This is a genomic window from Robbsia andropogonis, from assembly GCF_000970345.1.
Classification (GTDB): domain Bacteria; phylum Pseudomonadota; class Gammaproteobacteria; order Burkholderiales; family Burkholderiaceae; genus Robbsia; species Robbsia andropogonis.
On record NZ_LAQU01000006.1, the window covers coordinates 196503 to 216694 of the forward strand.

The following is a 20192-nucleotide window of genomic DNA, read 5'->3' on the forward strand; positions in this document are numbered from 1 at the left end:
ACCCGAAGCACTGGTAAGCTAGTAACCCCTGCGATGTTTGGCAGGATGAAACGTGGTTCGAGGGCGCTACCTTACCGCATCGAAAGTAATCAGTAATTCTACATTTATTGTTATGCCAAAGTTCCCTCGCTGGCTGGGTGGCCGCAGCCGCGGCGATGTGGAAGATATCCCGTCGGCACAGAAATTGGCGATACGCGCCGGCACGGCGTTGTGGTGGCCGGGTAATGCCGGCCTCCATTCCCTCGACGCGCGGTACGCGTGGTTTATGGCGGCGTGCGCGACATGGCTGGTTGCTTACTTGCTGCCGGGCATCGTGGGGCATGAACCGTGGAAGCAAGACGAGACCTATACGTTTGGCATCATCACCCACTTTCTGAACACGCATGAATGGCTGATTCCGACGAACGCCGGCCAGCCATTCATGGAGAAGCCGCCCCTCTTCATGTGGACCGCGGCGTTCTTTGCGTGGCTCATGCACCCGCCGTTAGCGCTCTACAACGCCGCACGTTTTGCAACGCTCTTCTACGCCGCGCTGACGCTGGTGTTCACGGTGCGCGCCGCGGCCTGCGTGTCGTTTCCCGCGAAAGCATCCCCCGCATTGCCTGGCCCATACGCGCTCGCCACACGGCGCTTCACCGTTCCCGCGACGATCGCCCTGCTTGCAGGCACGTTCTTGGTGGTCAAACATCTGCACGATCTGTTTTCCGATGTGGCGCTCATCGCCGGCACCGCGATCGGCTTCGCCGCGCTTTGCCGTATCGTCGCGGCGTGCGCGGGCAGTACCGCACACAGCGCACGGCACCGCGAAGCCGTGCTGTTCGGTATCGGCGTGGGAATCGCCTTTCTATCGAAAGGTGTATTCGTTCCAGGCATTTTCCTCCTAACGACACTCACGCTGCCGCTGTGCTATCGCGGTTGCAGGACACGGCGCTACTGGACGGCAATCGGCATCGCACTACTGTCCAGCGCGCCATTCATCCTGATCTGGCCCACGTTGCTGTATCGTGCCTCGCCCGCATTGTTCATGGTCTGGTTCTGGGATAACAACATTGGCCGCTTCCTCGGCTTCTCCGTCGCGCAACTGGGCTCCCACAATGAGCCCGGCCTGGTTTGGAAAGCAATGTTCGGCGTTTGCTTTCCGGTGGGTCCATTAGCCTTCGCCGGCCTCCTGCTCGGCGGCTGGAAGCGACTGCGCGAACCGGCATTGGGCGTGGCAACGCTGTTTTGTGGCGTCGGTCTCGTGATGCTAGGGCAGTCGGCCACGGTACGGCAGTTGTATTTGCTGCCGTTCACGGTGCCGGCGGCGCTGCTGGCGGCCGATGCGCTGTATCGCCTAGCCAATTGGCACCCCCGATCCAATCGCACCGTCGCCGCCGCGCGCGTGGCCACGCAATTCGCGACGGTCGGATGGGACTGGATGAGCCGCGTGCTCTTCGGCGCTTTTGCCATCCTGATATGGTTTGTCTGGGCAGCGCGGAGCGTTGGCAGCGCGATGGGGTTGATCGGGCCCGCGCAGACCGCGGCCCCCACCCACATCGGCAGCCACGCGTCGCTCGCCTACCTGGCCCGCCGAAGTGTCGATGCCACCGAATGGCTAGGCCGATGGCTACCGCTGGATTTTCCATTGGCGATTCCGCCGGGCATCATCGCCGCAGCGATAATGTTGACCGTGTGCTGGCTGCTGTTGCTGCGCCATGTCCGCTGCACTGGTGCCTGGCGCGGCGTCATGTCCTGGTGTGCCGGCCTGACGCTGGTGTGGGGTCTTGTCAATACGTTGCTACTGCCCTGGCTCGATCGCGCAAAGGGTTATGGGCCGGTCTATCGGACGTTAGCCGTGCGATGGCAGCATGATTGGCATGCCGGCGACTGCGTCTCCTCAATCAAGCTAGGAGAATCGGAAGCGCCGATGCTGCAATATTTCACGGGACGCACTCCCCACCCTGCCGGCAGCGTGCAGGCACTCGCCGATAACGCCTGCCGCTGGGTCATCGTCCAACATGGGACGCACACGCCACCGACCGACATGAACATCGATACGCGGCACAAAAAATGGATTCTCTATTGGGATGGCGCACGACAAGGCGACACCGGTGAACGCCTGCTGGTGTACCGGGACGCGTCGCGCGATTAAAGTCGCTTGAGAGCGGTGTCCAGCGCCAACGCCGATGCACGGTCGCGGGCGCTGCACGTGCGAATCCTGAACACGCGCTTGCGATTGTGTCCAGCCGCCGCCAGCGATGACCAGATCAGCTCGATCCGAGTGAACAAACCAGCACGCTTCTGATGCAGGCCGAGTTCACTTGCCAGATATTGCCCAATCTGCCGATTCTGGTCCCAGACGATCACCGTCCGTGCATCGGGATCCAGCGCGATACCGATCGAGCCTATCGCGAATCGGTTCGCCGTCGCCCGCGTGCGCCATAACGCGCGACGTCGGCATAACCAGCTGGCAAGGATATACAGCACCGGCGCCATCACCAGCCAGCCATTCGATGTCTTCACCGCCTCCACCAACGCGGCCAAGCCGGTCTTCAAGGTGAAAACGATAATCGACGCCAATGCCAGCGCCAGACATGACAACGACAGCGCCCGGAGGATTTGCCGCAACCAGGCCGGTAAAGGTTGATATGGATGGGCGGGACCCGGACGCGCCCCTGGCAAGGCAATCAACAGGAAGATATACAACAGATGCAACAACGCGACCGGCGACGAACCGATATCGTGCAACACGTCCGCGAAACCGGTCTCCGACATGGCCTGCAGCCAGCGTGCGGCAAACAACAATCCGATCGCGCGTAACGCAACCATTGCACCGCTTCCGGGCGCGGCGTCTTCTATTTCTTGCTGCGAGCTCAGCACTGCTCCTTCTCCGATCGATCGCGGGAACCTTGTGGTGCATTATAGGGATCAGCCAACACTGCGCCGCGCAATCTTGACGGAATCGCCACCTTCTCCGGAAAGCCCCGCCCGACGGAGACCGATCGCGCCACGGAGATCACTGCAGACGTATCGATCCCGAGGACGACCGGAATGCAAACAGGGCCGTTGTATTTTCACACAACGGCCCTGCTTCATCCAGGGGTATCACGCCCCACTAAGGGCTTACTTGGCGCCGCCGACTTCACGCAACGAGGGGCGCTGCTGCCGTTGCAACTCGATCAATTGCTCGTAGGCCGCCACGTATTCCATGGCCATCCGCCTAGACGTGAAGCGCTGCTCGAAACAGCGCCGCACGCCGTCACGCGGCAGCAAGTGCAAGCGATTGATCGCTGCCACGGCGCCAATCTCATCCTCGACGATAAAGCCTGACTTACCGTTCTCGATCACTTCCGGCACCGAACCGCGGTTGTACGCGATCACCGGGGTACCGCAGGACATGGCTTCGATCATCACGAGGCCAAACGGTTCCGGCCAATCGATCGGGAACACCAGTGCATGCGCGCCACTGAGGAACTCGGCTTTCTGCGATTCACCGATTTCACCAATGAATTCGACATGTGCCTGCGACAACAACGGCTTGATGTCGCGCTCGTAGTAGGCACGATCGGCGTTATCGAGCTTTGCCGCAATTTTCAACGGCATGCCGGCACGCGCGGCGATCCGGATCGCCCGGTCCAGGCCCTTTTCCGGTGAGATCCGTCCCAAAAACGCCAGGTAGCTTGGCTTGATGTCCTTGCGCGGCATCAGTAATTTCTCCGGCAGACCATGCAACACGGTCGTCAGCCAGTTGGCCTGCGGCAGCGGCTGGCGCTGGTGATCGGAGATTGAATTGACAAACTCGCCCGGGAACGCCCGAAAGATCGGTTGCAGTTCCGGCAAATCCAGCCGGCCGTGCATTGTCGTCATATGGGGCACCGACTGACGGCTCATCAACGCGAATGGGTAGTAATCGATATGGAAATGCAGCACATCGAATTCTTCCGCCCGTTGGCGGACGTGCTCTACCAGCAGCATGTGCGGTGCTACCGTATCCCGAATTGTCGGATCGAGGCGCAACGCCTGCGGCCAGACTGCATCAAGCTTCGCCGTGGTCACGGAGTCGCCACTGGCGAACAGCGTCACATCATGGCCAAGCTCCACCAATGCCTCAGTGAGATAAGATACGACCCGTTCCGTGCCGCCGTAGAGCTTCGGCGGGACGGCCTCGTGCAACGGGGCGATCTGGGCGATACGCATTGCAATTCCCCTTTCGGAATATATCGGGATACGCTAAAAACCAACAATACAACCACGCTCGACATGGGTCCTGGTCCAATAAAACAGGCGCCGTGGGAAATGCGAGACTGGTATGCGGTTCCTGCTTCACCGAAGTGTGCCATAGGCAGCGACGCACGGCACATTAAACGGTATTGACAGGTGTGCACGGCGGATTATCCCTGTCCACCTCGGTAGTGTCTTTGGCAAATTTCAAACTATTTACGTTGTTACATTAATGAAACACTAAGACAATCACGCGTACACGACGCTCGCGTACAGTGACTTGTCCGCCTGCCGGGGGGCATGCGCCGTTCGCCCTTTTCGGGAAAACGAAGCGCACCCTCGGCAGCCGACAACGATCGATGGCAGACTGTTTTAGAGCGGTAGACGATTTTTGCAGCGGGTTTCATATCTTTGCTCCCCTGCCCGCTCCGCGGTCCGTTGGCGCAAGCGCCGGACGTAACTTTCCGTTCGAACTGCACTTTTGATCCGCCTCGATCCGTACCTGGTCCAGAAATATGTCGAATTCTTATAACGGTCCGACCGATACCGCTTTCGAGCAACTTTCGCCGGCCGAACGCAATGCGTACTTTGCGGCCATGGCGAGCTATGCCAAGCGCCCATTGGCGTTCTTGTTCAGCTATATCAAACGCCGCCCGGTGTCTCACCTGGTGGTCCTCGTCAGCGTGTTCGTCGCCGTCGGCTGCGCGCTGGCATCGCAGTATGCGATCAAACACCTGATCGACGTGCTCGGGCAAGGCCGTGCCCACAATACGGCCGTCTGGGGTGCCTTTGGCATTCTGGTCGCCCTGATTGCCGCGGATAACCTGTCCTGGCGTGTGGGAGGCTGGATTGCCGGCCACACTTTTGTCCAGGTTACCGGCGACCTGCGGCGCGACCTGTTCCGTTACCTGAGCGGTCATTCGCCCAGCTTCTTCGCCGAGAAGCAGCCCGGCATGCTTGCGAGCCGCATCACTGCCACGTCCAACGCCAGCTATATTGCCGAGAACACGTTCTCCTGGAATGTGTTGCCGCCATGCATCGCGGTGGTGGGCGCGATCGTCATGATCATCGCCGTGAACCCGCTGATGGCCGCCGGCCTGCTCGGTTCGTCAGCCGTTCTGTCGATCGTGCTCTACAAGCTTGCCGGGCGTGGTACCAAGCGTCACCATGCGTTTGCCAGCCGCGCCGCCTCCGTCGATGGCGAACTGGTCGATGTCATTGGCAATATGGGTCTGGTCCGCGCCTTTGGCGCGACATTCCGCGAACAGAACCGATTCGCCACGACGGTCGGTGGCGAAATGACGGCCCGTACGGCCAGCTTGATCTACCTCGAAAAGCTGCGGCTGCTGCACGCGGTCGTGACCGCCCTGCTGTCGGCCGGTCTCCTGGGCTGGGCCTTGATCCTGTGGCAGAAAGGCCAGGCCACGTCGGGCGACATCGTGCTGGTCAGTTCGCTCGGGTTCACGATCTTGCACGGCACACGCGATCTGGCGGTGGCGCTGGTCGACGTCACACAACACGTTGCACGCTTGGCGGAAGCCGTGGAGACGCTGCTGCAGCCGCACGGGATGCCGGATACCGACGACGCCAAGCAATTGGTGGAAAAAGGCGGCCGCATCGACTTCGTCAATACGTCGTTTGCCTATCCTCGTCGCGATCCTATCCTGGAACATTTCAATCTGACGATCGAGCCGGGCCAACGGGTCGGCCTGATCGGCCGGTCCGGCGCGGGCAAATCAACGGTGCTGGCCTTGCTGCAACGTTTCTATGATCCGCAAAGCGGTGAAGTCCGGGTGGACGGTCAGAGTATCGCAGGAGTGACCCAGGAGAGCCTGCGCCATGCCATCGCGCTGGTGCCGCAGGACATCTCGTTGTTCCACCGCACCGTGTACGAGAACATCCAGTACGGTCGGCCGGAGGCCACCCCGGAGGAAGTGCACGCGGCCGCGCGCGAAGCCCGCTGCACCGAATTCATCGAAGCCATGCCCGAAGGCTTCGACACGATCGTTGGAGATCGCGGTGTCAAGTTGTCCGGCGGTCAGCGGCAACGCATCGCCATTGCACGCGCCATCTTGAAAAACGCGCCGATCCTGCTGTTGGACGAGGCAACGTCGGCGCTGGACAGCGAGTCGGAAGTCGCGATTCAGCAGGCGCTCGATCGCCTGATGCGTGGCCGTACAGTGGTGGCCATCGCACACCGCTTGTCGACCTTGCAGGGCTTTGACCGGATCGTCGTCATGAATCAGGGCAAGGTCATCGATGATGGTTCGCCTGGCGAGCTGCGCGCCCGTCCTGGCCTCTATCGGGAATTGCTGAGCCGCCAAAGCAACCCGGGCGCGCTGGATGGCGAAGTCCCGGAAAACGAACTGGCCGCCATCAGCCGCTGATTGCGCCAGGCGCACCACGCGGGCGGGCCGGTCACGACGGATTCAGCGCGGCGTGACGCGGGCACGGCGGCAGGCGGTTCCTTCCCGCTATACCCGTCCCAGATCGCGCAGGAAAGTATCCCGCCAGATCGACACGCTTTCACGGCGCATCATGTCCATCATGTCCTGGTAACGGTCACGACGTTCGTCCAGTGGCATATGCAGCGCCTGGGCCAGTGCATCTGCCATCCCTTCGATATCCAGCGGATTGACAATCAACGCGCCGGTCATCTGCCGAGCCGCGCCGGCAAACCGTGACAAGACCAGCACGCCCGGATTTTCCGGATCCTGCGCCGCCACGTACTCCTTCGCCACCAGATTCATCCCATCGCGCAGAGGCGTGACAAAGCCGACGTGCGCGAGCCGGAATACGGATGCCAATACCGGTCGATCATACTGCCGATGGATATAGCGGATCGGCGTCCAATGCATCTCGCCGTAGCGACCGTTGATCCGCCCGGCCTCCGATTCCAATTGATCGCGGATGTTCTGGTAGGCATGGACATCGCTACGCGTGGGCGGTGCAATCTGCATGAATGACACGCGCTGACGCTCTTCCGGATGCGTCGCCAGTAGCGACTCGAATGCGCGGAAACGCGCAGTCAACCCTTTCGAATAATCGAGTCGATCGACACTGACGATCAAGTTGGTATCCAGCAGCGTCTTGCGTAGATTGCCGAGCACCTCGCTCTGGCTACCGGCCTCGGCGAGCGCGGCCAATTCGTCCGGATAAATGCCAATAGGATAGGCATGGGCGGCCAAGGTCCGCCCATGCGCCCGCACGGTCCCGTCGGCATCGACGGTACCATCTGCTTCGTGCTCGATATAGTCGATGAAGGCACGCAAGTCCGGATCCGTCTGCAAGCCGACCAGATCGTAGGCGCACAGACCGCGCGCCAGGTCCGCATGAGGCGGCACCGTCGCGAAAACCTGCGCGGCTGGAAAGGGTGTGTGCAGGAAGAAGCCGATACGGTTACGGACCCCCGCCGCCCGCAGAGTTTCGGCAAACGGCATCAAATGGTAGTCGTGGACCCAGATCACGTCGTCGTCACGCAGCAGCGGCAGCAGTTGGCGCGCGAGCCAGCCATTGACTCGCTTATAGCCTTCATACTCGGCGCGATCGTATTCGGTGAGGTCGGTCCGGTAATGCAGCGTGGGCCACAAGGTTGCGTTCGAGAAGCCACGGTAATACTGGTCATAGTCGCGCCGCGTCAGGCCGATCGTCGCGAAAGTGACCGGCCCGTGTTGCTCGACACCGACGTGTAAACGCGCCGGATCGTCCTCCTCGATGACCTCTCCGCTCCATCCGAACCACATGCCACCGGTCTCACGCAGCGCGTCGTAGACACCCACCGCGAGACCACCCGCGGCCGGGCCGCCCTCCGAAATCGGGGCAACCCGATTCGATACGATAATCAAACGTCCCATCACCTCATCCCGCTTTCGTTTGCGTGTGTCCGGCTGTCGAGATAGCCGTTGCCTGCCTGCATTCTACTGGTTGGCAACCCGAACCAGCCACTCGACAAACGCCTCGACCGATGGTGCACGACGTGCCGCGATCGTATCACCTTCACCAATCTTGACGGCCACCCCATTCTGCGCGTTGACGACCTTGAAGCCTTTCTCATCGGTCAGGTCATCTCCCGCAAAAAACGGCTTGCGGCCCGCGAATGGCGAGTGCTCCAGAAACCGTTCGATGGCCTTGCCCTTGTCCACGCCGTGCGGCTTGATCTCCACGACCATCTTGCCGGGTTGCAGTACAAACGCCTCCTGCGTCGCATTGGCCGCTCGCACGACGTCGGTCGTCACCTGCTCGACCAACGATTGCAAGTGCGGCGCCGCTCGATAGTGCACGGCCAGGCCGGCACCCTTGACCTCGAGCAACAGTCCCGATTGGGCCGTGACGATCGGTGCGAGTTGCGCCCGCATGGCTTCGAGGCGTGGATCGCCAAAACCGATTCGAATGACCTCGCTATCGACGCTCGCACCGTAGCGCAATTCCGCGCCGTGTGACCCGGCGACCGGAAGCGCCAGCGGCGCCAGGAATCGATCGATCTCATGAATCGGCCGGCCACTGACGATCGCTACCGCCCCTCCAGTGGCACGTTGAAGCGTCGCGAGTGCATCGATCACACCATCAGCAACTCGTACGGCGTCAGGCGTGGGAGCCAGCGGCGCCAACGTGCCATCGAAGTCGAAGAAAAAAGCGGTATCGCCAAGACGCGGCAGCGTAGAGGAATCAAGCATCGCGCAATTGCTCCGTGAGAATAGGTCCGGGGATCGGGCGCCCGGGATACAGGTGAATCACACCGCATAGGCAAGGGGCGTGCCGATAGGGCATCGCATGTCCGTCGGGTCCGTGCGGGATGGGGATGGGCCCCATACACGCGCCGCGTGCCACCGTGCGTACGGCGCGTGCGGCTGCATGCACATCGTTCGCATCTTACAATGGGGTGTAAGGGGTGCCATGGCATCGGCACCGCGAATGGGTAACGCGATCGTAACAAGCGGGCTCCACGGTTACACTTGGCGACAACACGGGCATACGATGCATCCCTGTCAGCACGGCGGCGCCTCCGCGCATCGCGTCGCTACCTTGTCATCTGCCCCATCACGCCACGTTCACACCCTACGCTCTCGCTCATGCGCCCAACCTGCCTTCTCTTCCGCAATCGCCGCGCACGGTGGCCAAGCATGTTCATGGCCTTGGGCGTCTTATTGACGCCGTGGCCGCTTTGCACGTTGCCAGCCCTGGCGGGGGTCATGCCGGCCAACGCCGCGTCTGGGGCGACTACGCAGGCTTACACGGAAGCCCCCATCCCTTCCGCGACCCACTCGGCCGCATCCGAATCGGCATATCGATCCGGCGAGGGGGTCGACGTCAACCATGCTTGGGTAAGGTGGCTACCGGGGGCGCTCCCGGCTGCCGGGTACATGACGGTGACGAACAGACGCAGTGGCCCCATCACCCTCATTGGCGCGAGCAGTCCTGATTACGGCGAGGTGATGTTGCATCAGACTGTCCACACGCACGATCACGACACGATGACGGCGGTAACAGCGCTGACGATTCCTGCTGGCGCGACAGTCCGGATGGCGCCAGGCGCGGCGGATGGCTATCACTGGATGCTGATGCGGCCCAGCCATCCGATCGCGGTGGGACAGCAAGTGTCACTGCGACTGCGTCTGGCCGACGGTCAGACGATCGTCGTATCGATGACGGTCGGCCCGCCCACTCGCTTGCAGTAAGGCAATGGGGCGGCGCACGTCCGCCGGAGACACCGTATCGATCAAACCGGCAGCGATGCATGCATCGCGAAGCGCGTCTCGATCGGACGGCTGGTGCACCATGAAAGGTGGGGGAAAAGACGTTCGACCGCGTCAGGCGCGGCGCATATCCAGATGCGGGATGCCGTCTTCCAGATACGGACCGCTGACTTTCGAAAACCCGAACGACTCGTAGAAGGCGCGCAAGTATTGCTGCGCATTCAAGCGCACCGGCACGCCAGGCCACACATCCTGCACATGCTGCAACGCTTTCTGCATCAACGTCTTGCCGAGCCCTCTATCCCGGAATTCGGACACGGTCAGCACGCGGCCGATGCGGGCGTCGGTGCTTTCGTCGTCGGGGCCAAACAGGCGAGCGTATGCCACCAGCGGCGCATCCGGCAGGCTGGTGTCAAGCGCGAATAAATGCCAGGCCTTCCGGTCTCGGCCGTCGATATCCATGTACACGCAGCGCTGCTCCACGACAAACACCGTCGAACGGGCTTCCAACACGCCGTACAATTCCTCGACGGTCATTTCGTCAAAGCGCTTGCAATACCACTCGATCATGCTTGCTCCCCGCCAACACCGTCATGGACTGTCATGCTATCGCAAACCCTGATTCGTTGCATTGCAATGGCACACATTACCGAAAAACCGATTTGGCGTCCCAAAAGAAAAATCCAGCGTCGCAGGGTGCGAGGCCGGATTCCTACATGTACTACGAGATATGGAGGCGCGGGCCGGAGTCGAACCGGCCTGGAGGGATTTGCAGTCCCCTGCATAACCGCTTTGCTACCGCGCCATAAGACAACAAGCCATCGGTGAACTTTTCAGCAGCGTGATGCGTCCGATTGGATCCATCATCTAGCTGCTTTTACACCGATGGTGATGGAAGTAAAAAGGGAAGCCCTGCTTCCCTTTTTGTTTGGAGCGGGAGACGAGGCTCGAACTCGCGACCTCAACCTTGGCAAGGTTGCGCTCTACCAACTGAGCTACTCCCGCAAAACAGGTACTGCACCTACTTGCGCCGGCATGACTCCTGCGCTTTCTGCATACGTTCCCGATGACACACACCATCGGATAACGACTTCAAATCTGGAGCGGGAGACGAGGCTCGAACTCGCGACCTCAACCTTGGCAAGGTTGCGCTCTACCAACTGAGCTACTCCCGCATTATTCACAACACTTATTTCCCGCTACCGTCGCTGCCAGGCAGTTGTTGCGGGAGAACGAGATTATGTCCAAACGCCTATGGCGTGTCAACCGCTTTTGCAAAAATTTCTAACGCGCCGGGATACCCGTCATAACCATTGCGGCTGCCATCACAACGGTATCGACGGCACACGGTCACAAGCGTTTCTGCGCCGCTTCCGCTTCCGTCTTCTCACGAATCTGCGGCCATGCCAGCTTCATGTAGTAGAGCATCGACCAGATCGTCAGCACCGCGGCCACGTAAAGCAGCCATGTACCCCACTTCTGGATATCGATCGACACCGGCCCCACTACCAGCACCTGATGGAACAGCAGCATCGGAATCGCCACCATCTGGCAAGCCGTTTTGATCTTGCCCAGCGAGTTGACGGCCACGCTCTTCGATGCACCGATCTGCGCCATCCATTCACGCAGCGCCGAGATCGTGATCTCCCGACCCACGATAACCAACGCGATGGCAGAGTCGACGCGCGTCAGATGCACCAGCACGAGCAATGACGCGGTCACCATCAATTTATCGGCGACCGGATCGAGAAACGCGCCGAATGCCGAGGTCTGATTCAGCTTGCGCGCCAGATAGCCATCAAACCAATCTGTCAATGCCGCCACGACGAACAGCACGCATGCCACCACATCCCGCGTCACCGGCGGCATGACGTTGTCTGGCAAATAAAAGACCCCCACCACCAGCGGGATGGCGACAATGCGCAACCAGGTCAGGAAAATCGGAAGATTGAACGGCATCAGTATGACGAAAGGTAATACACGCGGGAACCCGAAACGAGCACGAACAAGCGAATCATAACGTTGATTGAACAAGAGGGCGGCACCCATCGGTGCAAGCGGCTGTCGCCTTTCCGCAGCGGATGCATCCCGCCTCCACCTTAGCGCTTCAAATTGTGCTGCGGCGCGTGGTTCAGTGCAATTGCTGATAGATCTGTTCCGCCAGCGCATGCGATATCCCCTCTACGCTGGCGATCTCATCAATGCTGGCGGCCATGACGCCGCGCAGCCCGCCGAAGCGCGCGAGCAGACGCTGCCGCCGTTTCGCGCCGACGCCATCCAGCTCTTCCAGTCGGCTCTGCTGCCGCGTTTTCGCCCGCTTTGCACGCATACCCGTGATCGCGAAACGGTGGGCTTCGTCGCGGATCTGCGCAATCAGCATCAACGCGGCACTGTCCTTGCCCAATTCCAGCGCGGGCCTGCCATCGGCAAAAACCAACGTTTCAAGGCCGACCTTCCGGCCCTCGCCTTTCGCGACACCGACGATCAAGCCGATGTCGAGTCCCAGTTCGCTGAAGACCTGTCGCGCCATTTCAACCTGTCCCTTGCCGCCATCGATCAACACGATATTCGGGAACCGTGACGCCGGGCGCGCGGGCGCACTGCCCGGCACGTCTTCCCGCGCGACATCGACGTCCTCGCCGGCACGCCAATCATCGCCGGCATCGGATGCTTCAGATACGGCGTCATGCATATCACCGTCGGCGGCTTCCGCGGCATCGATCGCATCGAGCCGCGGCGTCTCGTCATCGACGACTGTAACGTCTTCATCCCCGCGGTCCTGCATGACCATCTTCTCGTAGCGGCGCGTCAACACCTGCCGCATCGCCGCGTAATCGTCGCCCGGCGTAATCCCGGTGATGTTGTATCTTCGGTACTCACCGTTCTGCATCTTGTGATGGTGATAGACGACGCACGATGCCTGCGTGGCCTCGCCCATCGTATGGCTGATGTCGAAACATTCGACGCGCAGCGTATCTAGGTCGTCAAAACCCATCTTCAAGGTATCCACCAGCGCCTGTGTGCGGGTACGCTGCGCACCCTGCTCCGACAACACTCGCGCCAGCGCCAGGCGCGCATTATGCTCGGCCATGGTCAGCCAGACCTTGCGCTGTCCCTGGGGCTGGCGCAACACCGTGACGCGACGCTGGGCCTGCTCACCCAGCATCGTGATCAACTCGCGATTCGCCAGTGCATGGCTGACAATCAGAATCGGTGGCACCGGCTGCCCGGTGTAATGCTGGCCGATAAACGCCTCCAATACCTCCACTTCCAACGTCACGTCGTCCACGTCGGCCCCCTCCGCGTGTGCCGATACGTCCAGCACGTCGCCCTCCGCCACGGCCATCGCCACACCACTGTCGACTTGCGTCGGGAAATAAGCCTTGTCGCCCAGATGACGGCCGCCGCGAACCATCGCCAGGTTCACACAGACACGGCCGCCTTGCGCCACCACGGCGATGATGTCGACATCGCTGCCACCCTCGGTCTCGACGGTCTGTTGATGCAACACCTTTGACAAGGCGCTCATCTGATTGCGTACGATCGCCGCCTGCTCAAATTTCAGCTCCGATGCAAATCCCTGCATCTTTGCTTCGAGGTCGCGCATGACCTCGCCCTGTTGCCCTAGCAAAAAGCGCGATGCGTTCCGTACGTCGCGCGCGTAATCCTCCTGGTTGATTTCGCCCACGCAAGGCGCCGTGCAACGGCCGATAGGATGCAGCAGGCACGGACGCGTGCGGTTATTGAAGACCGAGTCCTCGCACGTACGCAATTGGAAAACACGCTGCAGGATCTGGATGCTTTCCCGGACCGCCCATGCGCTGGGAAAGGGGCCGAAGTATTGGTTCTTGCGATCCACCGCGCCGCGGTAGTACGCCATCCGCGGAAAGGCGTGCCCGGTGAGCTTCAGATAGGGGTACGACTTATCATCACGGAACAGAATGTTGTACCGCGGCGTCAGCGCCTTGATCAGGTTGTTTTCCAGCAGTAAGGCTTCGGCCTCGGAGCGGGTGACCGTCGTCTCGAGTCGGGCGATGCGCGACACCATCATCGCGATACGCGGCGAGGCAAGCGTCTTCACGAAATAGCTGGATACCCGCTTCTTCAGATCTCGCGCCTTGCCAACATACAACACGTTTCCCCCGGCGTCGAAATATCGGTAGACACCAGGTAAATTCGGCAACTGCGCCAGCGCTGCCTTGGCATCGAAGGGCGCAGCGTCGCATGGTGCCCCATCCGGCGACGATGCACCGGGTGGCGATGCGGTGGTGGACGCGGGCATGTTGGCGTCCTCGGCGCGGTCGCGCGGCGGATGGCCGACGGTACCAGCGGCGGCGGCGGCGGCGGCGGAAGCGGGGGGATCGGAAACAGGCATGCGGAGCGGACGGGACGATTGCACTAAAATCCCGATTCTAGAGCAATCGCCACCCACTCACTCGATGTGCAACGTTCCCGATCCCGCCAGCGCTTCCGCCATCCGACAAATCACGCCGGCAACGGAGACATCCTGTGCATTGTTCTGCCGTGTCGTCGACAATTTCGGCGATGCGGGTGTTTGCTGGCGTCTTGCCCGGCAACTGCGACGCGAGTACGGCTGGCGCGTCCGGCTCTATATCGACCTACCCGAGGTTTTGCGCGCATTCCTGCCAGATGCGCCGGCGTTCGCGGAAGGGCACGGTAGAGAAGCGCTTGCGCAGCGAGAAAGCGAGGCATCCGATACCGGCATGCACGGGCCGGCTGCGGCGCTACCGCGCAATCCCTGTGAGGCAAGCGCGTTGCCGACCCTGGCGACAATCGACGGTGTCGCCATCCTGTGCTGGCCCGGCCTGGGCATCGATGGTGCTCCCCGCCCCGATGGCGTCGTCTGGCCCGACGGTGCCGACCCGGGCGACATCGTCATCGAGGCCTTTGCCTGCGAGCTGCCCGACGCCGTGCTGACCGCAATGGCCGCGCGCGCGACACCGCCGGTCTGGTTGAATCTCGAATACCTGAGCGCCGAGGACTGGGTGACGGATTGTCACCTGATGCCGTCTCGGCATCCACGGCACGGCCTGGAGAAAACGTTTTTCTTTCCAGGCCTTCAGCCGGGAACCGGCGGCGTGCTGCGCGAGCGCGACCTTGATGCGGATCGGCGCAACTTCCTGGATGACCCGGAGGCACAAACAACGTTCTGGCGGACGCTGGGACTGGATCGCCCGGCTACCGATCAGTTCGTCATCACGTTGTTCGCTTATGAGAATCCAACCTTGGATGGCCTGCTGCATGCGTGGTCGAATCCGTGGTGGCATGCGAAAGACACACCTGGTTCGGCGTGGCACGGCATCACGGTCCTCGTGCCGCACGGCCGGATCACCTCGCAAGCGGCGGCGTTTTTCCAACGCGACACGCTGCGTATCGGCGAAACGTTACAACGCGGCGCATTGACGGTACGCGCGATTCCGTTCCTCTCCCAGCCCGACTATGACCGGCTTCTATGGCTGGCCAATCTCAATTTCGTACGAGGCGAGGACTCGTTCGTGCGGGCGCAATGGGCCCGGCGGCCGTTTGTCTGGCATATCTATCCTCAGGAAGGCGCGGCGCATGTGCCGAAACTCGATGCGGCGTTGACAGCGTATTGCACCGGCGCCGCACTGTCAGCTGGCGCGGCCGCGGCGATGCGTGCGATCTGGTATCGATGGAACAGGCTGGGTGGCCTCGCGGATGCGCCTTCCCTTACCCAAGCGATGGATCTGGACTGGCTTCAAACGTGGCGCGACTACGTCGGACAATGGTCGATGCTGCGGCACGGTGGCGTGCGATGGGCCGAGCACCTGCAAGCGCCGGGCGATCTGGCCGGCAATCTGGTGCGCTTCTACGCCGGAAAACGTGGCATGCATTAGGGCGGCCACCCCTGCAAACGGTACCGCAGCGCCGGAAATCTCGGGTAAAATGAACGGTTTGCCTTACCCTTGCTCTCACGGTGCCACGGCGGATACGGGATGTCGTCGGTTTCGGACCGAAACGCCGTCATCGTCTGGTCGTGTGGTGCACGTATGATGCTGTCGCCCCGACGCCCGTTTGCCGAACCCCGCTGCGCCCACTTTAAACAGTGGCAATGCAGCGCCCGGCGACGGTGCAGGTCAGCAGGCCGGCGTCTGCGTGCCGACGCGCCCGACGCGTAGGCGGGTTGGCAACCGGACCGGCCTTACTTACAGGCCGACGCTTTTTGCACAGGACTATTTTTTTTATGAAGACAGCTCAAGAACTCCGTGTCGGTAACGTCGTAATGGTCGGCAGCGATGCGATGGTTATTTTGAAGGCCGAATACAACAAGTCGGGCCGCAACTCCGCCGTCGTCAAGATGAAGATGAAGAATCTGCTGACGAACGCGGGGCAGGAAACCGTCTACAAGGCCGACGACAAGTTCGACGTCGTGGTACTGGAACGCAAGGAAGTCACGTACTCGTACTTCGCGGACCCGATGTATGTATTCATGGACGCAGACTACAACCAGTACGAAATCGACGAAGAAAGCATGGGCGACGCGCTCGACTACCTCGAAGATGCGATGGCCGTGGAAATCGTGTTCTACAACGAACGCGCTATCGCCGTCGACATGCCGACCGTCATCGTCCGTGAAATCCTGTACACGGAACCGGCAGTCAAGGGCGACACCTCGGGTAAGGTCATGAAGCCGGCCAAGATCAATGATCGCAAAAATATCCCCGTGCCGTTGTTTTGCAACATTGGCGACAAGATCGAAATCGATACCCGTACCGGCGAATACCGTAGCCGGGCGTAAGCTCGGCGTACTGCCGCCCCCATCGGTTACAGGCGAACGGGGAGGCATGGCCGGCATAGGCTGACGTCCCTGTCGAACCGGCCACGCAACATGATGCTAAAAGCCCGTCCTCTCGGCTGAGACGACGGGCTTGTTCTTTTTTGTTACCGCAAAATTTACCTTGGTCCTACCATTTTACCGATTTCGATTCGTACCCCGGATTGGTTAATCGCGGCGCGTCGTGAAGATTGTCCGGTAAAAGCCGCGTTTTTTGGTATCGATTCTTCCGCCTGATTCGTCAGTTTTGCCATTCAAACGCATGGCATGGCTTATGCTTACCGTAAGATTGTCACGCCAACGAAGCGATTGATGTCGATTGGCCGACGTGTATCAGCGGCCGTCACGGCGAGCGCCTCTTGCAGGCACCGCATCGGTGTGACGTATGTCATTTTGATCGGGGAAACCACATGTCGTTTTTGTCGCGTGTGCGTGCGCCTGGTGGCATGCTCCTGGGTGCCACGCTGCTTTGCATGACCGCCACGTTGACAAGCTGTACCGGTGCGGCGCGCGACGGTGCGCAGGCCTATGACAGTGATATGGCCATTGCCGATCGGGTGCATCAGGCGATGTCCGTCGATCCCGCCACTGCCGAGGCACTGCAGAATGGCAGGATTCGCATTCGGGTGCTGCATGGCAGCGTGACACTGCTGGGCAATGTCGATAGCGCCAGGCAAATGTCGGATGCGCTGGCGGCGGTACGTGCCGTCGGTGGTGTTCAGGCGGTACAAAGTGACTTGCACCTGCGTCCGATCTCGGCATCGCGTTCGAACGCGCTTTCCATTAGCGAATCGGCCAAGACCGATTCCCCCAAACCTTCTCGCTCCGAGTAACCCAATGCCGCACGCGTTGATCGTCGAAGACGACCCGAATAGTTTGTCCGGCCTGGCCGCAATCCTTGATGCCGACGGCTTTTCCGTCGACACGGCGATGACGCTCGCAGAAGCGCGGCAAGCCCTGACGCGCTTTATTCCGGACGTCGTGCTGATTGATTTGAACCTGCCGGACGGCAAAGGTCTCGACCTGCTGCCCAGCCTTCCAGTGCAGCCGCCCGACGGCAATGTGCCGGTCATCGTGATGACCGGCAATGCAACCGTGGAGAGTGCGATAGCGGGATTGCGTCATGGTATCTGGGACTATCTCCTGAAGCCGGTCAGCATCCCGCGCCTTCGCAGCCTGCTCGCACGCATTCCCCGTCCGTACGAGTTGACGGAGGAAGTTCAGACGCTGAAGCTGACGCTACGGCAACTTGGCCGCTACGGACCGTTGGTCGGCCGCTCGCCCGCGATGCAGCGTCTGTACGATGACGTCGAACGAATCGCGGCAACGGAAGGCCCGGTCTTGCTTGTCGGCGAAACGGGGACAGGCAAGGAAACGGTCGCACGCGCGATTCATCATGGCAGCCGCCGACGCAAGGCACCGTTCGTCACGTTCGATTGCGGTACTGTCGGCGATCCGGACGCGCGACCGGCATCCGTGCTGTTGTTCGGCCAGGAGCGCAACGGCGCGCCGCTGCAAGCCGTCATGGGCGAAGGCCGTACGTTGGGTGCCTGCGAGCGTGCAACCGGCGGCACGCTGTATATCGATGACATCACGCACCTGTCGGTCGAACAGCAGCGCCAGTTGGTTGCCGTGCTGAGCCAGCACACATTCCGGCGCGTCGGCGGCACACACGATATTCCGGCGGACTTCCGATTGGTCGCGGCATCGCACGAGGACCCGATGCAGGCCCTCGGCGAAGGGCGTTTGCGCGATGACCTGTACCGCCTGCTCGTACCGCAAGCCATCGCCGTGCCGGCATTGCGTGAACGCCTGGGAGACGTCGAGATGCTCGCGCAGCATTTCGTCGACCAGCTCAACGAGTCCGAGCTCTCCACCAATGCCCAGAACACCGACGGCACGACGCCACCGAGCGTGCCAAAGTACTTGGCCTCATTGGCGTTGCGCGGGCTTGAACAGTACCAATGGCCCGGCAACGTACGCGAACTGCAGGACGCTGTGGAAGCTGCCTACAAACAGACCGGCCCGCTAGAGACGACGATCGAATCGCTGGCGCCCGCCAGCAGTGGCCAGAAAATACGGCCCGGCAGCATCGAGATCACCGTCGGCATGCCGTTGGATGATGTGGAAGAGTTGCTGATCCGCGCCACGCTGGAAGCGGTGGGCGGGACGCGCCATCGCGCGGCATCGATGCTCGGCATCAGTCCCAAGACGTTGTACAACAAGCTGCAACGGATGAAGATGGAAGACTAAGCACGAGAGACGCCGCGGCAAGGGTTGAACCTCCCCTCACCGTGGCACCCTCCGAAAATCGTGGCGGTCTCGTCTCGTAAGCGTATCGCATCGCATCGCATCGCATCGCCATCAGTTTGCGCTATTGCGATAGCTCCGTTGCGCCAGCCTGCTACTGCCCGGTATGCAAGGCCGTCAGACATGCGACCTTTGCCTTCGCGGCAAGATACTCCGGCTGCCGTAACAGCTTGCTCCAGATCACCGGCTTGCCGCGCGCCTGCAAACGCTTGATACGACGCATCGACGCGCGGGTCGCACTGCGATGCAGGTTGTTGAGCACCAGGTCCGCCCGTTCAGGGTCATTGCAGACGAGCACCATATCGCATCCCGCATCGAGCGCCATCTGTGCGCCGCGCACGACATCACCCGCCACACGCGCGCCTTCCATTGACAAGTCGTCGCTGAAGACCGCGCCATGGAAACCCATTTCCCGACGTAATATCCGCTGCAACCAGATCCGCGAAAAACAGGCCGGCAACGACGGGTCGACCTGCGGATACAACACATGCGCGGCCATCACGGCATAGAGCGTTGCACCGGAACGCAGATAGGGGAGCAGGTCCGCGGTCATGATTTCCGCCAGCGGGCGATCGTCGATTGCGGCGTGCAGATGCGTATCCGCCGCGACGAAGCCATGACCGGGGAAATGTTTGCCGCAGTTCGCCATGCCTGCCAGGGACAGCCCGTGAGTCAGTGCACGCGACAGCAGCGTGACGACACGCGGATCATGATGGAACGCGCGATCACCGATAACCTTCGACGCGCCATAATGCAGATCCAGCACCGGCGTGAAACTGAGATCGATGCCGCTTGCGCGTAACTCGCTGCCGAGAACGAAGCCCACGGATGTAGCGTCCTCGATGGCGCCCAGCACATCCTCGTCCCACCGGGCTCCAAGTCGAGCCATCGATGGCAGCGGCGTGAAGCCTTCGGTCTTGAAGCGCTGTACGCGCCCCCCCTCCTGATCGACGGCAATCAGGATGTCCGGACGGAGTGACCGGATCTGGTGCGTCAACAAGCTCAGTTGCGCGCGATTCTGGTAGTTGCGTGCGAACAGAATCACGCCACCCGTCAACGGATGTGCAATGCGCCGCGCGTCGTGTTCGTCCAGAACCAGGCCGGGGACATCGATCATCACCGGGCCGGGACCGCGGCGTGTCAGGTCCAGGGGGCTACGTTCAATCCAACTG

At 61.2% G+C, this 20192-nt stretch carries 15 protein-coding genes and 3 tRNA genes; 7 read left to right on the plus strand and 11 right to left on the minus strand.

The genetic code is table 11. From position 1 onward, the window contains the following. Window positions 1-112 precede the first annotated feature (112 nt). Window positions 113-2131, plus strand: coding sequence for an ArnT family glycosyltransferase (locus WM40_RS08345; RefSeq protein ID WP_052738236.1), 2019 nt, complete (start codon window positions 113-115; stop codon window positions 2129-2131). Here the strand turns inward: WM40_RS08345 and WM40_RS08350 are convergent. Continuing rightward, the gene (locus WM40_RS08350) at window positions 2128-2859 is read right to left on the minus strand and encodes a hypothetical protein (RefSeq protein WP_024901471.1); all 732 of its coding nucleotides are present in this window, start codon (window positions 2857-2859) and stop codon (window positions 2128-2130) included. The two genes, WM40_RS08345 and WM40_RS08350, sit on opposite strands and share 4 nt — an antisense overlap. Before the next feature lie 243 nt (window positions 2860-3102). Further along, entirely contained in the window at window positions 3103-4176 is a 1074-nt protein-coding gene (locus WM40_RS08355; protein WP_024901472.1) for a glycosyltransferase family 4 protein, read from the minus strand. A gap of 539 nt (window positions 4177-4715) precedes the next feature. Here WM40_RS08355 and WM40_RS08360 point away from each other — a divergent pair. Then, window positions 4716-6587, plus strand: coding sequence for an ABC transporter ATP-binding protein (locus WM40_RS08360; RefSeq protein WP_046152633.1), 1872 nt, complete (start codon window positions 4716-4718; stop codon window positions 6585-6587). 87 nt (window positions 6588-6674) lie between these two features. Here WM40_RS08360 and otsA read toward each other — a convergent pair whose 3' ends face one another. Both otsA and otsB read right to left on the minus strand, forming a co-directional pair. Continuing rightward, window positions 6675-8054: an alpha,alpha-trehalose-phosphate synthase (UDP-forming) gene (gene otsA, locus WM40_RS08365; protein ID WP_024901489.1), complete on the minus strand. Its 1380-nt coding sequence runs from the start codon at window positions 8052-8054 to the stop codon at window positions 6675-6677. 63 nt (window positions 8055-8117) lie between these two features. After that, entirely contained in the window at window positions 8118-8873 is a 756-nt protein-coding gene (gene otsB / locus WM40_RS08370; RefSeq protein WP_036006774.1) for a trehalose-phosphatase, read from the minus strand. Between the two features lie 447 nt (window positions 8874-9320). Between otsB and WM40_RS08375 the strand changes: the two genes are divergently transcribed. Further along, window positions 9321-9875, plus strand: a complete 555-nt coding sequence (locus WM40_RS08375; protein ID WP_052738237.1) for a copper chaperone PCu(A)C — start codon at window positions 9321-9323, stop codon at window positions 9873-9875. A 132-nt stretch (window positions 9876-10007) separates the two neighbouring features. Here WM40_RS08375 and WM40_RS08380 read toward each other — a convergent pair whose 3' ends face one another. The 6 genes from WM40_RS08380 to uvrC form a co-directional block, all read right to left on the minus strand. Beyond that, window positions 10008-10463 carry a GNAT family N-acetyltransferase gene (locus WM40_RS08380; RefSeq protein WP_024901475.1) on the minus strand — a complete coding sequence of 152 codons (456 nt, stop codon included), beginning with the start codon at window positions 10461-10463 and terminating at the stop codon, window positions 10008-10010. A gap of 161 nt (window positions 10464-10624) precedes the next feature. After that, window positions 10625-10698 (minus strand) — tRNA-Cys (locus WM40_RS08385). Window positions 10699-10822: 124 nt separating this feature from the next. Next, window positions 10823-10898 (minus strand) — tRNA-Gly (locus WM40_RS08390). Between the two features lie 94 nt (window positions 10899-10992). Further along, a tRNA-Gly gene (locus tag WM40_RS08395) sits at window positions 10993-11068 on the minus strand. A gap of 175 nt (window positions 11069-11243) precedes the next feature. Further along, a complete protein-coding gene (gene pgsA / locus WM40_RS08400; protein ID WP_024901476.1) occupies window positions 11244-11852 on the minus strand; it encodes a CDP-diacylglycerol--glycerol-3-phosphate 3-phosphatidyltransferase in 609 nt (202 codons plus the stop codon). Between the two features lie 172 nt (window positions 11853-12024). Further along, complete coding sequence (gene uvrC / locus WM40_RS08405) at window positions 12025-14175, minus strand: excinuclease ABC subunit UvrC (protein ID WP_024901477.1); 2151 nt, start codon at window positions 14173-14175, stop codon at window positions 12025-12027. Between the two features lie 157 nt (window positions 14176-14332). Between uvrC and WM40_RS08410 the strand changes: the two genes are divergently transcribed. The 4 genes from WM40_RS08410 to WM40_RS08425 all read left to right on the plus strand — a co-directional run bounded on the left by WM40_RS08410 (window position 14333) and on the right by WM40_RS08425 (window position 18963). After that, complete coding sequence (locus WM40_RS08410) at window positions 14333-15772, plus strand: elongation factor P maturation arginine rhamnosyltransferase EarP (RefSeq protein ID WP_046152634.1); 1440 nt, start codon at window positions 14333-14335, stop codon at window positions 15770-15772. A 347-nt stretch (window positions 15773-16119) separates the two neighbouring features. Then, entirely contained in the window at window positions 16120-16674 is a 555-nt protein-coding gene (efp, locus tag WM40_RS08415; protein ID WP_024901479.1) for an elongation factor P, read from the plus strand. Between the two features lie 446 nt (window positions 16675-17120). Beyond that, complete coding sequence (locus WM40_RS08420) at window positions 17121-17543, plus strand: BON domain-containing protein (protein WP_046152635.1); 423 nt, start codon at window positions 17121-17123, stop codon at window positions 17541-17543. Window positions 17544-17547: 4 nt separating this feature from the next. Then, window positions 17548-18963 (plus strand): sigma-54-dependent transcriptional regulator, encoded by a 1416-nt coding sequence (locus tag WM40_RS08425; RefSeq protein ID WP_024901481.1) that lies wholly within the window; start codon window positions 17548-17550, stop codon window positions 18961-18963. Between the two features lie 151 nt (window positions 18964-19114). On the opposite strand, the gene nagZ is transcribed toward WM40_RS08425, so the two are convergent. After that, window positions 19115-20137 (minus strand): beta-N-acetylhexosaminidase, encoded by a 1023-nt coding sequence (nagZ, locus tag WM40_RS08430; protein WP_036006808.1) that lies wholly within the window; start codon window positions 20135-20137, stop codon window positions 19115-19117. Window positions 20138-20192 lie beyond the last annotated feature (55 nt).